At 72.8% G+C, this 17,091-nt stretch carries 13 protein-coding genes; 4 read left to right on the forward strand and 9 right to left on the reverse strand.

Features of this window, described 5'->3' with window-relative positions; all coding sequences use genetic code 11:
- Positions 1-284: 284 nt before the first annotated feature.
- The gene (locus AB0K35_RS12855; protein WP_363885306.1) at positions 285-1,649 is read left to right on the forward strand and encodes a protein kinase; all 1,365 of its coding nucleotides are present in this window, start codon (positions 285-287) and stop codon (positions 1,647-1,649) included.
- Positions 1,650-1,774: 125 nt separating this feature from the next.
- A complete protein-coding gene (locus AB0K35_RS12860; RefSeq protein WP_357273704.1) occupies positions 1,775-3,037 on the forward strand; it encodes a nucleotide sugar dehydrogenase in 1,263 nt (420 codons plus the stop codon).
- A 109-nt stretch (positions 3,038-3,146) separates the two neighbouring features.
- On the opposite strand, the gene AB0K35_RS12865 is transcribed toward AB0K35_RS12860, so the two are convergent.
- The 4 genes from AB0K35_RS12865 to AB0K35_RS12880 form a co-directional block, all read right to left on the reverse strand.
- On the reverse strand, positions 3,147-5,621 hold the full coding sequence (locus tag AB0K35_RS12865; RefSeq protein WP_363885308.1) for an ABC transporter permease: 2,475 nt from the start codon (positions 5,619-5,621) through the stop codon (positions 3,147-3,149).
- A 147-nt stretch (positions 5,622-5,768) separates the two neighbouring features.
- Positions 5,769-6,434, reverse strand: a complete 666-nt coding sequence (locus AB0K35_RS12870) for a response regulator transcription factor (RefSeq protein ID WP_238672027.1) — start codon at positions 6,432-6,434, stop codon at positions 5,769-5,771.
- The gene (locus AB0K35_RS12875; RefSeq protein ID WP_363885311.1) at positions 6,431-7,651 is read right to left on the reverse strand and encodes a histidine kinase; all 1,221 of its coding nucleotides are present in this window, start codon (positions 7,649-7,651) and stop codon (positions 6,431-6,433) included. The genes AB0K35_RS12870 and AB0K35_RS12875 overlap by 4 nt, the downstream gene beginning before the upstream one ends.
- 47 nt (positions 7,652-7,698) lie before the next feature.
- The gene (locus tag AB0K35_RS12880) at positions 7,699-8,406 is read right to left on the reverse strand and encodes a DUF305 domain-containing protein (RefSeq protein ID WP_238672025.1); all 708 of its coding nucleotides are present in this window, start codon (positions 8,404-8,406) and stop codon (positions 7,699-7,701) included.
- 138 nt (positions 8,407-8,544) lie between these two features.
- Here AB0K35_RS12880 and AB0K35_RS12885 point away from each other — a divergent pair, with 138 nt between their 5' ends.
- Together AB0K35_RS12885 and AB0K35_RS12890 are read left to right on the forward strand one after the other, a co-directional pair.
- On the forward strand, positions 8,545-9,990 hold the full coding sequence (locus AB0K35_RS12885; protein ID WP_238672024.1) for a hypothetical protein: 1,446 nt from the start codon (positions 8,545-8,547) through the stop codon (positions 9,988-9,990).
- Between the two features lie 156 nt (positions 9,991-10,146).
- Positions 10,147-11,358, forward strand: coding sequence for an SLC13 family permease (locus tag AB0K35_RS12890; RefSeq protein ID WP_238672023.1), 1,212 nt, complete (start codon positions 10,147-10,149; stop codon positions 11,356-11,358).
- Positions 11,359-11,410: 52 nt separating this feature from the next.
- Here the strand turns inward: AB0K35_RS12890 and AB0K35_RS12895 are convergent, their stop codons facing one another.
- The 5 genes from AB0K35_RS12895 to AB0K35_RS12915 form a co-directional block, all read right to left on the reverse strand.
- Positions 11,411-13,000: an asparagine synthase-related protein gene (locus AB0K35_RS12895; RefSeq protein WP_238672022.1), complete on the reverse strand. Its 1,590-nt coding sequence runs from the start codon at positions 12,998-13,000 to the stop codon at positions 11,411-11,413.
- 4 nt (positions 13,001-13,004) lie between these two features.
- Complete coding sequence (locus AB0K35_RS12900) at positions 13,005-13,973, reverse strand: DUF5715 family protein (protein ID WP_238672021.1); 969 nt, start codon at positions 13,971-13,973, stop codon at positions 13,005-13,007.
- A gap of 457 nt (positions 13,974-14,430) precedes the next feature.
- Positions 14,431-15,228: an isocitrate lyase/phosphoenolpyruvate mutase family protein gene (locus tag AB0K35_RS12905; RefSeq protein WP_363885315.1), complete on the reverse strand. Its 798-nt coding sequence runs from the start codon at positions 15,226-15,228 to the stop codon at positions 14,431-14,433.
- A complete protein-coding gene (locus tag AB0K35_RS12910; RefSeq protein ID WP_363885317.1) occupies positions 15,225-16,259 on the reverse strand; it encodes a cytochrome P450 in 1,035 nt (344 codons plus the stop codon). Before AB0K35_RS12910 ends, AB0K35_RS12905 begins: the two co-directional genes overlap by 4 nt.
- A 72-nt stretch (positions 16,260-16,331) precedes the next feature.
- Positions 16,332-17,075 carry a winged helix-turn-helix domain-containing protein gene (locus AB0K35_RS12915; RefSeq protein WP_363885319.1) on the reverse strand — a complete coding sequence of 248 codons (744 nt, stop codon included), beginning with the start codon at positions 17,073-17,075 and terminating at the stop codon, positions 16,332-16,334.
- Positions 17,076-17,091: the final 16 nt, after the last annotated feature.

The following is a 17,091-nucleotide window of genomic DNA, read 5'->3' on the forward strand; positions in this document are numbered from 1 at the left end:
AGTCGGCGTCGTGTCACGGAAGAGTGACAATTATCAACCCGGCCCGACGGCGCGTCGTCGTAACGGCCGGCACGCAACAGACGCCAGCCACGCCTGTACGGGGTTTCTTGCCACCATCGACGGCCCGAGCGACGGAAATAGTCGCGTTTCGTGACACTACCCTTTCGCAGCGTCACAAAGGGCGAGCGTCCACACAGGTCAGGCCGGATCAGCCGGTCTGAACCGGCCGCCCGGCGGCCCTGCCACGGCGCGCCGCCCCGCGCCACTCTAGGTACGGTAATGCGGTGTTGTCATCGGAGGTCGTGCTCAGCGGTCGCTACCGCTTGGACGAACGTGTCGCCACGGGCGGCATGGGCGACGTTTGGCGTGCCTCCGACCTGATCCTCGGCCGGCAGGTCGCTGTCAAGGTTCTCCTGCCGGCGCTGGTCTCCGATCCCGATTTCATCGCCCGCTTCCGCGCCGAGGCACGGATCATGGCGGCGCTGCGGCACCCCGGCATCGTGCAGGTCTTCGACTGCGGTGCGGACGATCTCCCCGACGGCGGGCGGGCGGACTACCTCGTCATGGAGTTCGTCGCCGGCGAGCCGTTGTCGAAGCGGATCGAGGCGGCCGGGCGGCTCGACGTGGCCGAGACGATGTCGATCGTGGCCCAGGCGGCCGCAGCGCTCAACGCGGCGCATCGCGGCGGCATCGTTCACCGCGACGTCAAGCCCAGCAACCTGCTGGTGCAGGAGGACGGCACCGTCGTCCTGGTGGACTTCGGCGTGGCCCGTTCCACCGACATCACCAGCATCACCAGCACCAACGCGGTGCCGGGCACCGCGCTCTACATGGCTCCCGAGCAGGCCGCCGGTCGACCGGTCAGCGGTGCCACCGACATCTACGCCCTGGGCGCTGTCACCTACTGCTGCCTGACCGGCAGTCCGCCGTTCACCGGTGACAATCCGCTCCAGGTCGCCGTGCGGCACCTGGACGACGAGCCGCCGGAGCTGCCGCACGACATTCCGGAGGCGGTCCGCGCCCTGGTGTCGCGGGCCCTGGCCAAGGATCCGCTGGAGCGGTTCACCAGCGGAGCGGCGATGGCCGAGGCCGCTCGGACGGCGGTCACCGGCGGCGAGCCGCCGACGGCGATGGCCGGGCCGGTCGCGCTGCGCGACGCTGGGCCGGGCACCCGCACTGACGTGCCGGCCGGCGCGGCGGTGGCGGACGGACGCCAGCGACGGCGGGGTCCGCTCGTCGGCGCGGCGGCGGCCATGCTGGTCGCGCTGGTCGGGCTCGGGGCGGCGCTGGCCGCGACGCGTAACGTCGGCGACGACCCGGCTGTCAATCTGCCGGCCACCTCGCCGACGGTGGCGCCGAGCGGCCCCGTCGACCTGCCCGCGGCCAACGAGCAGATCACCAGTGTCGAGCCGGGCCGGCCGGACCGGCCGCACGTCACCGGCAACTCCCCGTCGGCCTCGGTCTCCGCCACGCCGAGTGTGCAGCCGAGCCAGACCGTCAACTCGCCGACCCCGACGGTGGACGTCACCACGGCGCCGCCCACCAGCGCGGCGCCGACGACGGGCGCGCCGCCGCCGACCAGCGCGCCTCCTGAGCCACCCGCCACCTCCAGCCCGCCGCTCGACCCGGAGGTGCCGGCGGGCGGTTGAGTCGAGCGCTGTCGCCGACCCCCGCTAGTCCCACAAGCACCGATATCCCCAAAACGGACTTACGGCGCCGAAGACGCCTCTAGGCTCCCAGCAGGCTATTTACACCATCTGCTGCGGGAGCCTGGGTGAGCGCTGAAAAGCTGGTTGTGATCGGTCAGGGGTACGTCGGACTGCCGCTGGCCATGCGGGCCGTCGAGGCGGGGCTCGACGTGGTCGGTCTCGACGTCGACGCCGACCGGGTGAAGCGGCTCGCCTCCGGCGAGTCGTTCATCGAGGACATTCCGGCCGATCGGCTGGGCCGCGCGTTGGGCAGCGGCCGCTACCACCCCAGCACGGAGTACACCGACGCTGACGGGTTCGACATCTGCGTCATCACGGTGCCGACCCCGCTGCGCGACGGGACCCCGGACCTGAGCTTCGTCGAGCAGGCCGGCATCGGTATCGGCCCCTACGTAAGCCCGGGCTGCACGGTGATCCTGGAATCGACCACCTACCCGGGCACCACGGAGGAGCTGCTGCGCCCTCTGCTGGAGTCGGCCAGCGGTCTGACCAGCCCCGGTGACTTCCACCTCGGCTACAGCCCGGAGCGGATCGACCCGGGCAACCCGACCTGGCGCCTGGAGAACACCCCGAAGGTGGTCTCCGGTGTGGACCCGGCGGCGCTGGCCCGGGTGGACGGGTTCTACCAGCGCCTCGTGGAACGCACCGTACCGGTGGACTCCACCCGCGTCGCCGAGCTGACCAAGCTGATCGAGAACACCTTCCGCCAGGTCAACATCGCGCTGATCAACGAGCTGACCATGCTCTCGCACCACCTCGACATCGACGTCTGGCAGGCGATCGACGCCGCCTCGACCAAGCCGTTCGGCTTCATGCCGTTCCGGCCCGGCCCCGGCGTCGGCGGGCACTGCCTGCCGATCGACCCGTGCTACCTGTCCTGGCAGGTCAAGCGCCGCCTCGGTAGGCAGTTCCGGTTCATCGAACTGGCCAACGACGTCAACCACGAAATGCCCGAACACGTCGCACAGCGGATCATGGGTGGGCTGAACCGGGACGGCCGGGCCGTCAGCGGCGCCCGACTGCTGCTGCTCGGTCTGGCGTACAAGAAGAACACCGGCGACATGCGCGACTCCCCCGCCGTGGACGTGGCCCGTCGGTTGCAGGCCCTCGGCGCCGAGGTGCACGCCGTCGAGCCGTACGCCGAGGCGCACCAGATCCCCGCCGGGATCACAGTGGTCGGGCTCAGCGAGCGTGAGGTCCGCGCGGCCGACGCGGTGGTGGTGGTCACCGACCATGACACCTTCGACTACGACCTCGTGGTCAGGCACGCCCGCTACGTCTTCGACACCCGCAACCGGTGCGTCGGCCCGATGGTCGAGCGCCTGTAGACCCGGCACCGCTGGCCGGTCCCGCCGCCGGGGAAGATGGCGGGGCCGGCCAGCGGATGTCCGTCCGGTCGCCGGGTCGCGGACCCGGCCGGTCCGGACCGCTAGCGGCTCACTGGTCGGCGAGCGCCTCGACGACCGGGCGGGACAGCGCCCGGCGGGCCGGCAGCACCGAGGCGAGCAGGGCGGCGAGCACCGCGACACCGAGGATCAGCCCGAGCTGGCCGAGCGGCAGCACCACGTGGAAGTCGCCGCCGAGGCGGTCCAGCAGGGCCATCGTGGACGCGCTGACTCCGGTGCCGAGTCCGACTCCGAGCACCGCGCCGACCAGCGCCATCAGCACCGCCTCGACGGCGAGCACCGCGCGCATCCGCCCTCGCGTCAGCCCGACCGCCCGCAGCACGGCGTTCTCCCTGGTCCGTTCGACCACCGACAGGCTCAGGGTGTTCGCCACGCCGACCAGGGCGATCACGACGGCCAGACCGAGCAGCGCGGTGACGAAGGCGAGCAGCATGTCGACAGTGCCGGTGAGCATTTTCTTGTAGGCGCCCTGGTCCATCAGGTTCGCCGTCGGGTAGCGGCCCAGCACCGCGGTGATCGCGTCGCGGGCCCGCTCGGGGCTCACCCCGGCGGCGGGGTCGATCTCGGCCAGGTAGCCGCGCTGGGCGGGGAAGAGCGCCGCGAAGTCCTGGTCGGACAGGTCGATGACGTGACCGGCGGGCACCTCGCCGCCGGGGGTGTCGTCGGTGACCACGGCGGCCACCCGGAACGCCTTCCCTCTGACGGTCACCGGGGAGCCGACCTGCCAGCCGCGGGCCCGCGCCAACTCGCGGTGCACCAGCACCCGCCCCGGCCCGACCCGCTCGGCGTCGCCGGCCAGCACCCCGCTCAGCGTCCGGCCGACCAGCGCCGGGTGGGCCGCGCGGATCTCGACGTCGTCGACGACGGTGCTGCGCTGCTCGTGCACCACACCCAGTTCGGGGCGGGAGGCGAGCTCACCGACGAGCGCGGCCGGCAGGTCCTGACCGATTCCGCTGACCACGAAGTCCGTCCCGATCTGGGCGTCAACGCTGCTTTCGATGCCGTCCTTGGTGCTGCGCGCGCCGACCATGAACGCCGAGACCAGTCCGATACCGATCACCAGCGCGGTGGCTGTCGCGGCGACCCGCCGCGGATTGCGCACCGTGTTGTTGACCGCCAGTTCACCGATGGTGCCGAGCACGCGACGTACCGGCCAGCCGAACACTCGCGCCAGCGTGGGGACGAGCACCGGCCCGAACAGCACGATCCCGAAGAAGGTGAGCACCCCACCGACCGCCACCAGGAGCAGTTGACCGGCGCTGGCGGCGCCGGCCAGCGCCGCCACACCGACGGCGAGGACCACCGCGCCGATGCTCAGTCGAACCCGACCAGCACCCCGGCTTGGCTGCACCGCGGCATCGGTGAGCGCGGCCACCGGGGCGATCCGCGTCCCCCGCCAGGCCGGCAGCAGGGCGGCGCACACGGTGAGCCCGGTGCCCAGCAGCAGGCCGGTGAGCACCGTCGAACCGGTCACTGTCAGCCCACCGGTGACCGGCACGTCCAGTTGGGACAGCAGCAGCCGCAACCCGGCGGCGAGGGCCACCCCGAGCAGCACGCCGAGCGCGGAGGCGACCAGGCCCAGCACCGCCGACTCCAGCACCGTGGACCGGAAGACCTGTCCCCGGGTGGCGCCGATCAGGCGCAGCAGCGCGGTCCGTCGGGTGCGCTGGGCCAGCACGATCGCGAAGGTGTTGGCGATCACGAAGCCGGCCACCACGATCGCGACCCCCACAAAGATCAACAGCAGCATGCGGAACTGGTCCACGTTGCGCACCGCGTCCTCCACCGCCTCGTCGAGGATCTGCTGGCGGCTCTTCACAGTGGCTTCGGCGCCGGACGCGGCGCGTACCTTCTCGGTCAGTGCCGTGACGTCGACGCCCGGTCGGGCCGCCACCATGATCCGGCCGTAGCCCCGCTCGCCGGTGAGGGCCAAGGCGTCCGACCCGACCAGGCCGACGAACGGGCCGCCGACGTCGCGGGAGGTGCCGGCCACGTCGACGGTGCCCACCACTGTGTACGGGCGGGCCGCCCCACCGGTGGCGCCGATCCGGACCGACGCACCGAGCCCGAAGCCCTGCTCGGCGGCCGTCGGCGCGTCGAGCACCACCTCCCCGGCCCGGTCGGGCAACCGGCCGGTCACCACGTCGTACGAGCGCAGCGCGTCCTCGGTGGGGATGGCGACGAGCATGGTGAAGCCGAGCACCGGCCGACCGTCGGCTCCGACGATCCCGGCGGTGTTTGTCAACTCACCGGCTGCGGCGGCCACCCCGTCGACCGCTCGCACCCGGTCGACCAGCGCCGGGGGCAACACCTCGCGGCCGGCCGAGTAGACACCCAGGTCGGTGTGGCGGTCGAAGGTGCCGGCCCGCTCGTACGCCCCGGTCCGCATCCCGTCGACGAAGATCATCGTGCCGGCGACGAACGCGACGCCGAGCACGACGGCGAGCGCCGAGAGCAGCATGCGCAGCGCCTCGGCACGCAACGAGCGCAGGGTCAGGCGGATCATGCGGGGCTCCCGGTGCAGGTGGCGGATCGGACCCCTCCGACGCTATGTCCGGCACCGGTCTGTCGATCTCCACCTGCGCGCTCGACCTGCGTGCGCCCCGGGTCGCGGTGCGCCCGCCGGCCGCTACGACCCAGGTCGTACGCCGTGTCATCCGCCGGGCGTGACCAGCCCACTCTCGTACGCCAGGACCACCGCCTGGACCCGGTCGCGCAGCTGGAGTTTCGCCAGGATCCGCCCGACGTGGGTCTTCACCGTCGCCTCGGCCACGTGCACCCGGGCGGCGATCTCCGCGTTCGACAGCCCCTGGGCGACCAGCAGCAGCACCTCCCGTTCCCGTTCGGTGAGCTGCGCGAGTCGAGGGTCGGCGCTCGGGGCGGCGCCGAGCTGCCCGGCGAACCGGTCCAGCAGGCGCCGGGTGATCGACGGAGCCACCACCGAGTCGCCCTGGGCCACCACCCGGATCGCGGCCAGCAGCTCTTCCGGCGGGACGTTCTTGAGCAGGAAGCCACTCGCGCCGGCCTGCAACGCCGCGAACGCGTCCGCCTCGGTGTCGAAGGTGGTCAGCACCAGCACCCGAGGGCCACCCGAGGGCCGCTCGGCGCAGAGTCGACGGGTCGCCTCCACCCCGTCCATGGTGGGCATCCGGATGTCCATCACGACCACGTCGGCCTCGGTGCGGGCGAGCACCCGCAGGGCGTCCGCGCCGTCGATCGCCTCCCCGACGACCTCCAGGTCGGGCTGGGATTCCAGCACCATCCGGAACCCGGCGCGGACCAGCGCCTGGTCGTCCACGATCACTACCCGGACCGTCATGCCGCGATCACCTCCGTTGCCGGCTCTGACGGTAGCGGCAGCCGAACCTCGACCTGCCAGCCCCCGGTCAGCCGGGGACCGGCGGTGAGGCTGCCGTCGTACACGGTCACCCGCTCCCGCATGCCGAGCAGGCCGTGACCGCCGGACGGCGCCGGGCTGACCAGCGGACGGCCGCGACCGTCGTCGACCACCCGGACCACGACGGCCTCGGCGGTGTACGACAGGACGACCTCGACGCCGGCGCCGACGCCGGCGTGCTTGAGCGCGTTGGTCAACGCCTCCTGCACCACCCGGTAGACGGTCAGCTCCAGGCCCGGCGGCAGGGCCGGTGGCGCACCGGTGACGGTTCTGCGGACGTGCAGACCGGCGTCGTCGAACCGGGCCAGCAGGTCGGGCAGTTCGGCCAGGGCGAGGCGTCGGTGCTCGGGGTCGGCCGCCACCGCCAGCCCGTCGGCCCCGTCCGCGCCGGCCGGGCCGGCGTCACGCAGGACGCCGACGAGCCGGCGCATCTCGTCGAGGGCCTGCCGGCCGGTGTCCGCGACCACCTTCACGGCGGTGCGCGCCTGGGCGGGGTCGCGGTCGAGCATGAACCGGGCCCCGTCCGCCTGGACGATCATCACGGCCATGCTGTGGGCGACCACGTCGTGCAGCTCACGGGCGATCCGGGTGCGTTCCTCGGCGACCGCCGCCCGGGACTCCGCCTCCCGCTCGCGTTCGAGTGTGGTGGCCCGCTCCTCGAGGCTGAGCACGTAGAGCCGGCGGGTCCGCACGTTCAGCGCGACCAGCCACACCGCCCCGGTGACCAGCGCGTACCACAGCGCGGTCACCCACCACTGGATGACGTTGGGGGTCTGCGCGGCGGCCAGCAGCACGCCGACGGCCGCGACCGCGCCGGCCAGGACGCCGTCGCGCAGCCGCCGGCCGTACTTCACCACGCTGTAGAGCGCGATCAGGACGGCCACGTCGTAGATGAGCGGACCCCAGCGGGCGATCACCTGGATCAGGGCGAGCACCGCGACCGCCACCGTCACCGCGCTCGGGTGGGTGCGGCGGAACAGCAACGCCACAGCCATCCCCAGGCCGACCGCCGTGGCCGCCCAGCCGCCCGGCTGGTTCACCGCCGCTGCCACTGAGACGAGGACCACCAGGGCGGCGACGGCCACGTCGAAGGCGACGCCGCGCAGCGGGCGGCCGAACACTGTGCGTCTCACGGTCACCCAGCGTACGTGCCGGGACGCTCGGGCCTCGCGCCCCGCGCCTGGGCTCAGCCGCCGAGGATCTCGCGCATGCGGTCGATTTCGACGGTCTGCTCGGTGGCGACGGAGTTGGCGAACTCGTTGAGCGTCAGGTCGGAGCCGACGGTGAGCAGGTTGGTGGCCATCTCGATGGCACCCTGGTGGTGCTCGGTCATCATCCGGACGAAGAGCCTGTCGAAGTCCGCGCCACGGGCCGCGGTGAGCTGCCGCATCGCCTCTGGCGACTGCATGCCGCGCATGGTGCCGTGGTCGTGCCCCTGCGCCTCGGCCGGGAGGCCACGGGTCTGCAGCCAGCCGCGCATCATGCCCATCTCCGGCCCCTGGCTGGCCCGGATGCGCTCGGCGATGGCCCGGATGTCGGGGTCGGCGGCCCGTTCGGGGGCGAGCTCCGCCATCGCCAGCGCCTGTGCGTGGTGCGGAATCATCATCCGCACGAACCAGACGTCCAGCGAGTTGTGCGGGGCGGGGCCGGCGTCGCGGACCTCGTGCGCCGGGCGGGTGGCCGCGGTCTCGCCCGGCCGGCCGGGCGCGATGACTGTCAGGTCGGTGGGGACGGGGCTGACCGTCGGCGACGCGGCGGAGGTGGCGGGCGCGGAGACCGGCTGCGGTGCGCTCGTACCGGTGTCGCCGTCGAGGCGGATCACCATGAACACCACAAGCGGCAACACGAGAGCCAGTGTGACGCCCGCCAGGATGCGTGCGCGCCGGTTGGTCATGGGCCACTCCCTGCAGTCGAGGTCACCGCGATGCTATCCATTGAAGAACCCGCTTTCATGTGATCCAGCTCACATCGACGTTCTTCGTCGGACTGTAACGTGTCAACCATCGTCTCCCCCTTGCGAAGGGCCCCGCCGATGATCAGATTCCACAAGCCACGGTTACGACAACTGCGTGTCGTGGCGCTCGCCACGACCGGCCTCCTCGTCGCCAGCGCCCTCGTCGCCCCGGCGAGCAACGCCCAGTCGGTGCCGCAGGCGGCCCCGGCCCCCGCGCTCACCAACACGATCCCCGGCGTCGACGAGATCGTGAGCAGTCCCAACCTGCGCCAGATCGCCAACCTGCCCAAGGTCGCCCCGCTGGACTCCACAAACAGCGACATCGCCTTCCAGGGCAAGTACGCGTTCGCCGGCAACTACAACGGCTTCGTCATCTACGACATCTCGCGGCCCAGCGCTCCGAAGGTCAAGGCCCGGGTGCTCTGCCCCGGGTCGCAGAACGACATCTCCGTCCACGGCGACCTGCTCTTCCTCTCCACCGACTCGTCACGCAGCGACGACTCCTGCAACAGCACCACGCAGGGAGCGGACGTGAAGGGCTCGTGGGAGGGCATCAAGGTCTTCGACATCAAGGACAAGGCCAACCCGCGCTACATCAAGTCCGTCGAGACGGCCTGCGGCTCGCACACCCACACCCTGGTGCCGGGCAAGGACCGCAAGGCGATCTACCTGTACGTCTCGTCGTACAGCCCGCGGGCCGAATTCCCGGACTGCCAGCCGCCGCACGACTCGATCTCCATCATCAAGGTGCCGGTGAAGAAGCCGACCGACGCGGCAGTGGTCGCGACGCCGAACCTCTTCCCGGACGGTGGCTTCCCCGGCAGCCAGACCGGCTCGGCGACCACCGGTTGCCACGACATCACCGCCTACCCGTCGAAGGACCTGGCCGCCGGCGCCTGCATGGGTGACGGCATCCTGCTCGACATCAAGAACCGCGAGGCCCCCCGGGTCATCAACCGGGTCCGGGACGAGGTCAACTTCGCGTTCTGGCACTCGGCCACCTTCAACAACGCCGGCACCAAGGTGATCTTCACCGACGAGCTGGGTGGTGGCGGGGCGGCGACCTGCAACGAGACCGTCGGCCCGAACCGCGGCGCGGACGCCATCTACGACATCGCCGGCCGTGGCAACGCCCGGACGATGACCTTCCGCAGCTACTACAAGATCCCCCGGGCCAACGCCGACACCGAGAACTGCGTGGCGCACAACGGCTCGCTGATCCCGGTGCTCGGCAAGGACATCATGGTCCAGGCGTGGTACCAGGGTGGCATCTCGGTGTTCGACTTCACCGACTCGGCCAACCCGAAGGAGATCGCCTTCTGGGAGCGCGGCCCGCTCTCGGCCGACACGTTCGTCGGCGGCGGCACCTGGTCCGCGTACTACTACAACGGCCACATCTACTCCAACGACATGGTGAAGGGCCTGGACGTCCTGGAGCTGAACGACTGGCGTACCTGGTCGGCCAAGCTGACCCGCTACCAGGAGCTCAACGTGCAGACCCAGCCCAGCTACCTGGGCTGGTAGGCACCACGCACCACGCCGGGCCCGGTCCCCGAACCTTCGGGGGCCGGGCCCGTGCCGTTGCGACGCCAGGCCCCCCGGGTACGGGCGCGGTGGGGCCCGTCACCAGGACGGGGGTTGCGAACAAGCTGGCCAGACGCTGTGCCAACGTGAACAGACGTGACAGTTGCCGCCCCGCCCGAGCCGACCACGCGCCGACGGCCCCACCCGCTGGACCTGGTGGCTGCCGTCCTCGCCGTGGTGGGCGCGGCCTGCGCGCTGAGCGGGCTGCTCCCCCGCGCGGAGACCACCGCCACCCTGCAGCGGATCCTGCCGCTGCTGGTGTTCCTCGGCACCGTGATCGTGCTCGCCGAGCTGACCGCCGTGGCCGGTGTCTTCGACGTGCTGGCCAGCCGACTGGCCATCGCCTCCCGAGGCAGGTGGGCGGCACTGTTCCTGCTCTGCGGTGGTCTCGCCACGCTGACCACCCTCGTGCTCAACCTCGACACCACCGCCGTGCTGCTCACCCCGGTGCTGCTCGCGCTGGCCCGGAACCTGCGGATCCCCGCCGCCCCGCTCGCCGTCACCACTGTCTGGCTGGCGAACACCGCGAGCCTGCTGCTGCCGGTGTCCAACCTGACCAACCTGCTCGCCGCCGACCGGGTCGGGCTGGCCCCCCTGGCGTACGCGGCCAGGATGGCGTTGCCGCAGCTCGCCGCCGTGACGGTCACCATGGCCCTGCTCTGGTTCGGGTGGTGGCGGCGACAGCGGCCCGCCGGTGGACGCTTCGTCCCGCCGACCCGGCACGTGCCGGCCGACCCGGTGCTGCACCGTACGGCGCTCGCCGGTTGCCTGATCTTCGTCGCCGGCATCCTCGCCGGCGTGGAGATCGAGATCGCCTCCACCGTCGGGCTGGTGCTGGTGCTGGTCGGGTTCCTGCTCCGCTCCCCCGCCACACTGCGCCCGGGGCTGATCCCGGTGCGCCTGCTGTTCTTCGTCACCGGCCTGTTCCTGGTGGTGCAGACCCTCGGCCGGCACGGGCTGGACGACCTGGTCGGCACCCTGGTCGGCGCCGACGGTGGCGCGCTGGGCGCCCTGCGCGCCGGTGGAACCGGGGCGCTGCTCGCCAACGCGGTGAACAACCTGCCCGCCTACCTGGCCGGCGAGTCGGTGCTGCCGGCCGGTGACCACACCCGCCTGCTGGCCCTGCTGATCGGCACCAACGTCGGGCCGCTGGCCGCCCCCTGGGCGTCACTGGCCACCCTGCTGTGGTTCGAGCGCTGCCGGGCGGCAGGGGTGGCGGTGCCGGTGACCCGGTTCGTGCTGACCAGCACCCTGCTCGCGGTCACCGCGACGCTCGCCGCGGTCGGCGCGCTGCTGCTGGTGAGCTGAACGCGCATCCCTGACACCGTGTCAGAGTCGAGCGTGGCGTGCGGTGCGGCCGTCAGTGGCGGGCCGGGCGCGGGCCGACCAGCCGGCGGACCACCGGAGCGGCGTTCCACTTGGCCGCGCCGACCAGGTCACGGGCGTGCTCCAGGACCGTGTAGTCGGGTCGGGTCAGCCCGTCGGCGATGGCCCGGTCCAGGTCGTTGCCGCAGCGGCTCAACACCGTGTCGAAGTCCCGACGGACCGGCTCCTGCAGGTCGTAGCCGAAGGAGCGGTGCAGCCTGGCGAAGAGCGGCTTGTAGAGCCGGACCCGCTCGTGCAGCCCCGACGAGTACGACATCGGGTTCTTCGGACGGCGGAGGATGTAGTCGGGCAGCACGTCGGCGAACGCCCGCCGGACGATCCACTTCTCCTGCCCGTGGCGCAGCTTCAGATCCACCGGCAACCGCATCGCCAGTTCCACCACGCTGAGGTCGAGGAACGGCACCCGGGCCTCCACGCCGTGTGCCATGGCGGCCCGGTCGACCCGCTGCAACTCGGTGCGGCACAGGTTGCGGATCCGGTGCAGAAACAGTCGGCGGGCCGCCGCCGGCGCGACCTGGTGGTACATCGGGTACCCGCCGAACAGCTCGTCGGAGCCGTCGCCGGTCAGCACCACCTTGATGCCCAGGTCGCGCAGCCGCCGGAAGATCGGCACCGAGACGACCGCGTTGATGATGTCGCCGTACTCGGTCAGCTCGGAGACCCGGATGGCCTCGCGGACGTCGGCGAGCCGGATGTCGCGCGGTCGCAGCTCGACCACCACGTGCGGCACGTCGAGATCGGCGGCGAGCCGCCGCGCGTACGCCACGTCGGGGCTGTCCGCGACACCGACGGTCACCGCTACGCAGTCCGGGTGGATGTCGCGCACCTGCCGCAGGGTCAACGAGCTGTCCAGCCCACCGGAGAGCACCACCCCGACGGTCAGGTCGGTCTCCACCCGCATGCGGATCGCGTCGCTGAGCGCGGCGCGGACCAGCAGCGCGGCCTCGTCCGGGTCGTCGATGACCGGCAGTCCGTCGCCGATGGTGAACAGGTCGACGTACGGGCTCAGTCGGACGTGCCCGTCCGCGTCCGCCCAGCCGTGGTGCCCGGGCGGCACCTCGGCGATCGGGGCGCCGTGCCCGACGAGCGCCTTGACCTCGGAGGCGAGGTGCAGGCAGCCGGGTCGACGGGACCAGTACAGCGGTTTCACCCCGAGCGGGTCGCGAGCCAGGTACGCCCGGCCGGTGGCTCGTTCGACGACCGCGAAGGCGTACTCACCGCGCAGCCGGGTCACCGCCGCCTCGCCCCACTGCTGGAACGCGGCGAGCAGCACCTCGGTGTCGCTCTCGGTGCGGAAGGCCTGGCCCAGGCGGGTCAACTGCGCGCGCAACTCCCGGTAGTTGAAGATCTCGCCGTTGAAGCAGAGCAGCCAACGCTCGTCGGTCGACGTCCACGGTTGCACCGCCCGGTCCCGGTCGACGACCCGCAGCCGGCGGGTGCCGGCGAGCAGTCCGCTCTCGGACCGGGTCTCGGTGACCTCACCGCGCGGGGCCAGCGCGGCGAGCATCCGGCGGAAGGTCGCCGGGTCGGCCTCGGGGCCGATGCTCAACGCGATGCCGCACACCGGCTCAGACCCCCATCTCGGCCTCGTACGCCCGACGTAGCCGACGCCGGGCGGTGGGCGCGAGACACAGGTGCCAGGCCTGCCCCTCGTCGATCACGTTCAGCTCACCGGCCTCCTGCCGGCTCAGCAGCAGCTCCGCGAGGGCGTCCCGCGCGCCGAAACGCTCGAACCAGGCCAGCTCGACGTCGGCCGAGTAGCCGAGGCAGTGCCCACTGGGCAGCATCGCCGCGTAGCCCAGCCGGCGCAGCCGGTACTGGTGCTCGGCGCTGCGGACCAGGCTGGTCACCCAGAGCGACGGGGTGGCTGGGGGCGCGACAGCGGTGAACTCCCGTCCGATGTCGTTGAGCAGGGCCACCACCTCGCGTCGGGCGCGGCGAAACAGCAGCCCCGCGGTGCGCGGGGTGGCGTCGGGCCGCAGCCGGCGACGCAGCCCGCGGGCGGCCCGGCCCAGCATGGTCGCGGGCTGCTCCTGGTAGCGGAAGCGCAGCAGGTCGCGGCGGCGCAGCCACTCCAGGTCGACAAGCTCGGCGCTGCCGTTGACCTGGTCGTCGGTGACGAAGGTCGGCGCGTCCTGCCACCACAGCACGTCGATGCGGGAGAGCAGGTAGATCCGGACCAGCGCGCTGAGGTCACCCGCCGAGGTGCGATCGTTCGGTTGGTAGCGGGCCATCTCCAGCAGCAGCGTCTCGCGTGCGCCGATCAGCCCCTGCGGGGTGGCGTCGAGGACGGCGGCGAGCGCCGGCTCCCGCAGCCGCTCGTCGATGAGCACCTGCCGGGCCCGGGTGCTCGCCGCGTCGGCCAGGGCACCGACCTCGACCAGCAGTTCGGCGACGGCGGCCCGGTAAGCGGGCAGGTCGGGGGCGGGGGCGGGAACGCGGCGGGGGGTCGCGCCGGAGGGTCGGCGGCGGGCCGGAGCGGTGGGCGACGGAGGCGAGCCGGGCTGCTGTCCCGGGCTACGGCTGGGCACTCGCATGACGGGTCCCTCTCTCCGGTCACGGCACTGGGTGGTTCGCCCTGAAACACACCGTAATCATCGGGACCGTAACGGACCGAACATTCCTCCTATTTCCCCCCAACGGAGCGTGGACATTGCACTCGCCCCGGGGTGTGATCGTTGGTCCGGTGCCTTTGGAGCTGATGTCGTCAACGAATCACCGCCGCTGCCGCCGGCTACGCGAGCGGGCACGTGATGTCACAAACGATTCAGCTCGAAAGGCACCGACCCCCACACGGGCACCCCACCGCCGACGCGCCGACCGGGCCGCCCCCGACCGGGCCGCCCCCGACCGGGCCGCCCCCGACCGGGCCGCCCCCCGCGCGGGCCGCCGCCGCGCGCACCCGCCCCCGTGCGGGCCACCGCGCGCACCCCGCCGACGGGCCGAGCCCAGCCCGGCACCCACTGATGGACCGCCGAACGTCGGCCGCAACCGTCAGTCACCGCCCGCCGGCACCAGGGCCTGCACCTCGGCGTACGAGGGCAGCCCCGCCGGTGTTGCGGGCCCGCCGAGGCGGACGGCGTCGGCGGCGGCGAGCGCGGCGCCCAGCGCGGCCCGGAACAGCAGCGAGCCGGTGCTGACCCGGGCCACCCCAGCGGCGCCCAATTCAGCCAGCCCCGGGCCGCCCGGCTGGTACAGCGCGTTCACCGGAGCGTCGATCCGCTCGGTGAGGACGCGCACTGTGGCCAGGTCGACGGTCCCGGGCACGAAGATCCCGTCGGCACCGGCCATCAGGTAGGCACGGGCACGAGCGAGGGTCTGCGGCAGCGGGTCGTCCACCCCGAGCCACCAGGTGTCGGTGCGGGCGTTGATGAACAGTTCCGGCACGGCCGCCTTCACTGCCGCGACCTTGGCGGCGGTGGACTCGGTGTCGGCGAGGGTGCCGTCGGCGCGCCCGTCCTCCAGGTTGATCCCGACCACGCCGAGACCGGCCAACTCCGCCACGTACTCGGCGACCTCCGCCGGGTCGTCGCTGAACCCGGCCTCCACGTCCACGCTGAGCAGCACCGGCAGCCGAGCCAGCCGGCGGGCCAGGGCGAGGGTCTCCGCCGCGGTGGCCGCGACGCCGTCGGGTAGGCCGGCGGTCGCGGCGACACCGAGGCTTGTGGTGCCGATGGCCGGATGTCCACGCGCGGCGAGCGCCGCCGCCGAGGCGTGGTCCCACGCGTTGGGCAACAGCAGAGGGCGGCCAGCGCGGTGCAGGGCGTGGAACGCGGCACGACGGTCGATCATCGGACGCTCACCTCCAGAGTCGTCGGCACCCGCAGTGTCGGGTGCGGTTCGTGGCGCACCGGCGTCGGGTTGCGCCGGCACCGTTCCCGCAGCACGTCGAACACCCCGGTGGCCAACGCCAGGGCGTGCCGGTCGCCGGGGCAACCCCGCTCCCCCGTCCCGAAGGTCAACAGCCCGGCACCGGGCCGACCGGGCTGGAACGTGCCGGGCTCGGTGAACGCCTGCGGGTCACGGTTGGCCGCGTCGAAGCGCAGCAGCACCGGGCTTCCGGCCGGCAGATCCCGCCCGCCCAGCCGTACCTCGTCGACGGTGACCCGTCGGGTGGCCCGCACCGGTGGGTCGAGGCGCAGCACCTCGCCCAGCAGATCGGCGGTCCGTGCCGTGGCTGGCGCTCGCGGGCCGGCAGGGGGCAGCAGGTGCTGGGCGGCGGCGCCGATCAGGCCGGCGGTCGCGTCGCACGCCTGCACCAGCAGACCGATCAGGTTCGCCCGTACCTCCGGCGGACCCTGCGGCGCGAGCGCCAGCAGCGCCGTCACCGCCCGGTCAGCCCGCGCTGTCGAAGCCGGGTCCACCCCCGGGTGGTACGCCGCCGCGACGACAGCGACCGCCGTCCCGGCGGCTACCGGATCAGCGAAACCGAGGCGATCGGCCAACGCCAGCAGCGGCACCGGCCGGGCCAGTTCCCTCATCACGTCGACGCGGTCGCCGGCGCGGTCGAGAACGGCCCCGGCCAGCCGTGCCGCGTCCAGCCGCAGGTCGTCCGGGTCCAGCGGGGCCAGAGCGCTCACCGCGACCGCCCGACGGTCGGCGTGCTGTCGCTGTGGACTGAACCGGCTGACGGTGGCACGTAGCCAGGCGAGGGTGCCGGGCGGACCGGTGTCCACGGCCGGCACCTGGAACGCCCTGTCGGTCAGCGCCGCGCGCACGTCGGCGTGCCGGGTCACCCACCAACCGCGCTCCGGTTCGACCGAGGGCGGCCCACACGCCGGTGTTCCCGGGGCGGGCGCAATGACAGGCCAGTTGTCAGTCACCGCCCGACCGTAGGGCGCGAACCGTTCGCCCCACACCGAACGATCCCGCCCCGGTCCTCCGCTACTCGCCGGTCAGGCGCGGCCGCTCGTGGGCGGCGAGGCCACCGGCGGGTCGAGGGTGTGTTCGGGGATGGACAGGGCCGTGGCCAGGCCCTGACGACCGGTGGGAGTGAGTCGGACGGCGCGGCCGGTGCCCTGGCTGATCCAGCCGAGGTCGGTGAAGCGGCGGCAGAGCGCCGCGCCGAGCGCTCCGGCCAGGTGCGGGCGGCGTTCGGTCCAGTCCAGGCAGTCGCGGACCACCGGGCGGCGGGCGGCGCGCAGCACGTCAACGGGTACGCCCAACCCGGCCGCCCAGGCCCATCCGTCGGGCGTGAGCGCCAAGCCGCTGGACCGGTCGAGTCGGCGCTCGGCCAGCAGCGCGTCGTACATCAGCACGCCGAGCCGCCCGGCGAGGTGGTCGTAGCAGGTCCTGGCGTACGCCAGGGCGGCGGTGGCGGTCGTCGCGCGCAGCGACCCTGTCGGTGCGGGCGTGGCCGGGGCGTGCCCGGCCAGGTCCTCGATCAGTTGGGCCACCGACGGCCCGGCCAGCCGCAGATAGCGGTGCCGGCCCTGCCGTTCCTCGACGAGCAGCCCACCGCTGACGAGTCGGGTGAGGTGGTCGCTGGCCGTCGACGGGGCGACACCGGCGCGCCGGGCCAGCTCACCGGCGGTCCACGCCCGCCCGTCGAGCAGCGCCAGGCACATTCCGGCCCGGGTGCCGTCGGCCAGCAGGGCCGCCAGCTCGGCCATCCCCCGACCGTCGGTGCCAACGCTCATCGCCCCAGTCTAGGTA

This window comes from Micromonospora sp. NPDC053740 (assembly GCF_040677775.1).
In the GTDB taxonomy this organism is placed as follows: domain Bacteria; phylum Actinomycetota; class Actinomycetes; order Mycobacteriales; family Micromonosporaceae; genus Micromonospora; species Micromonospora alfalfae.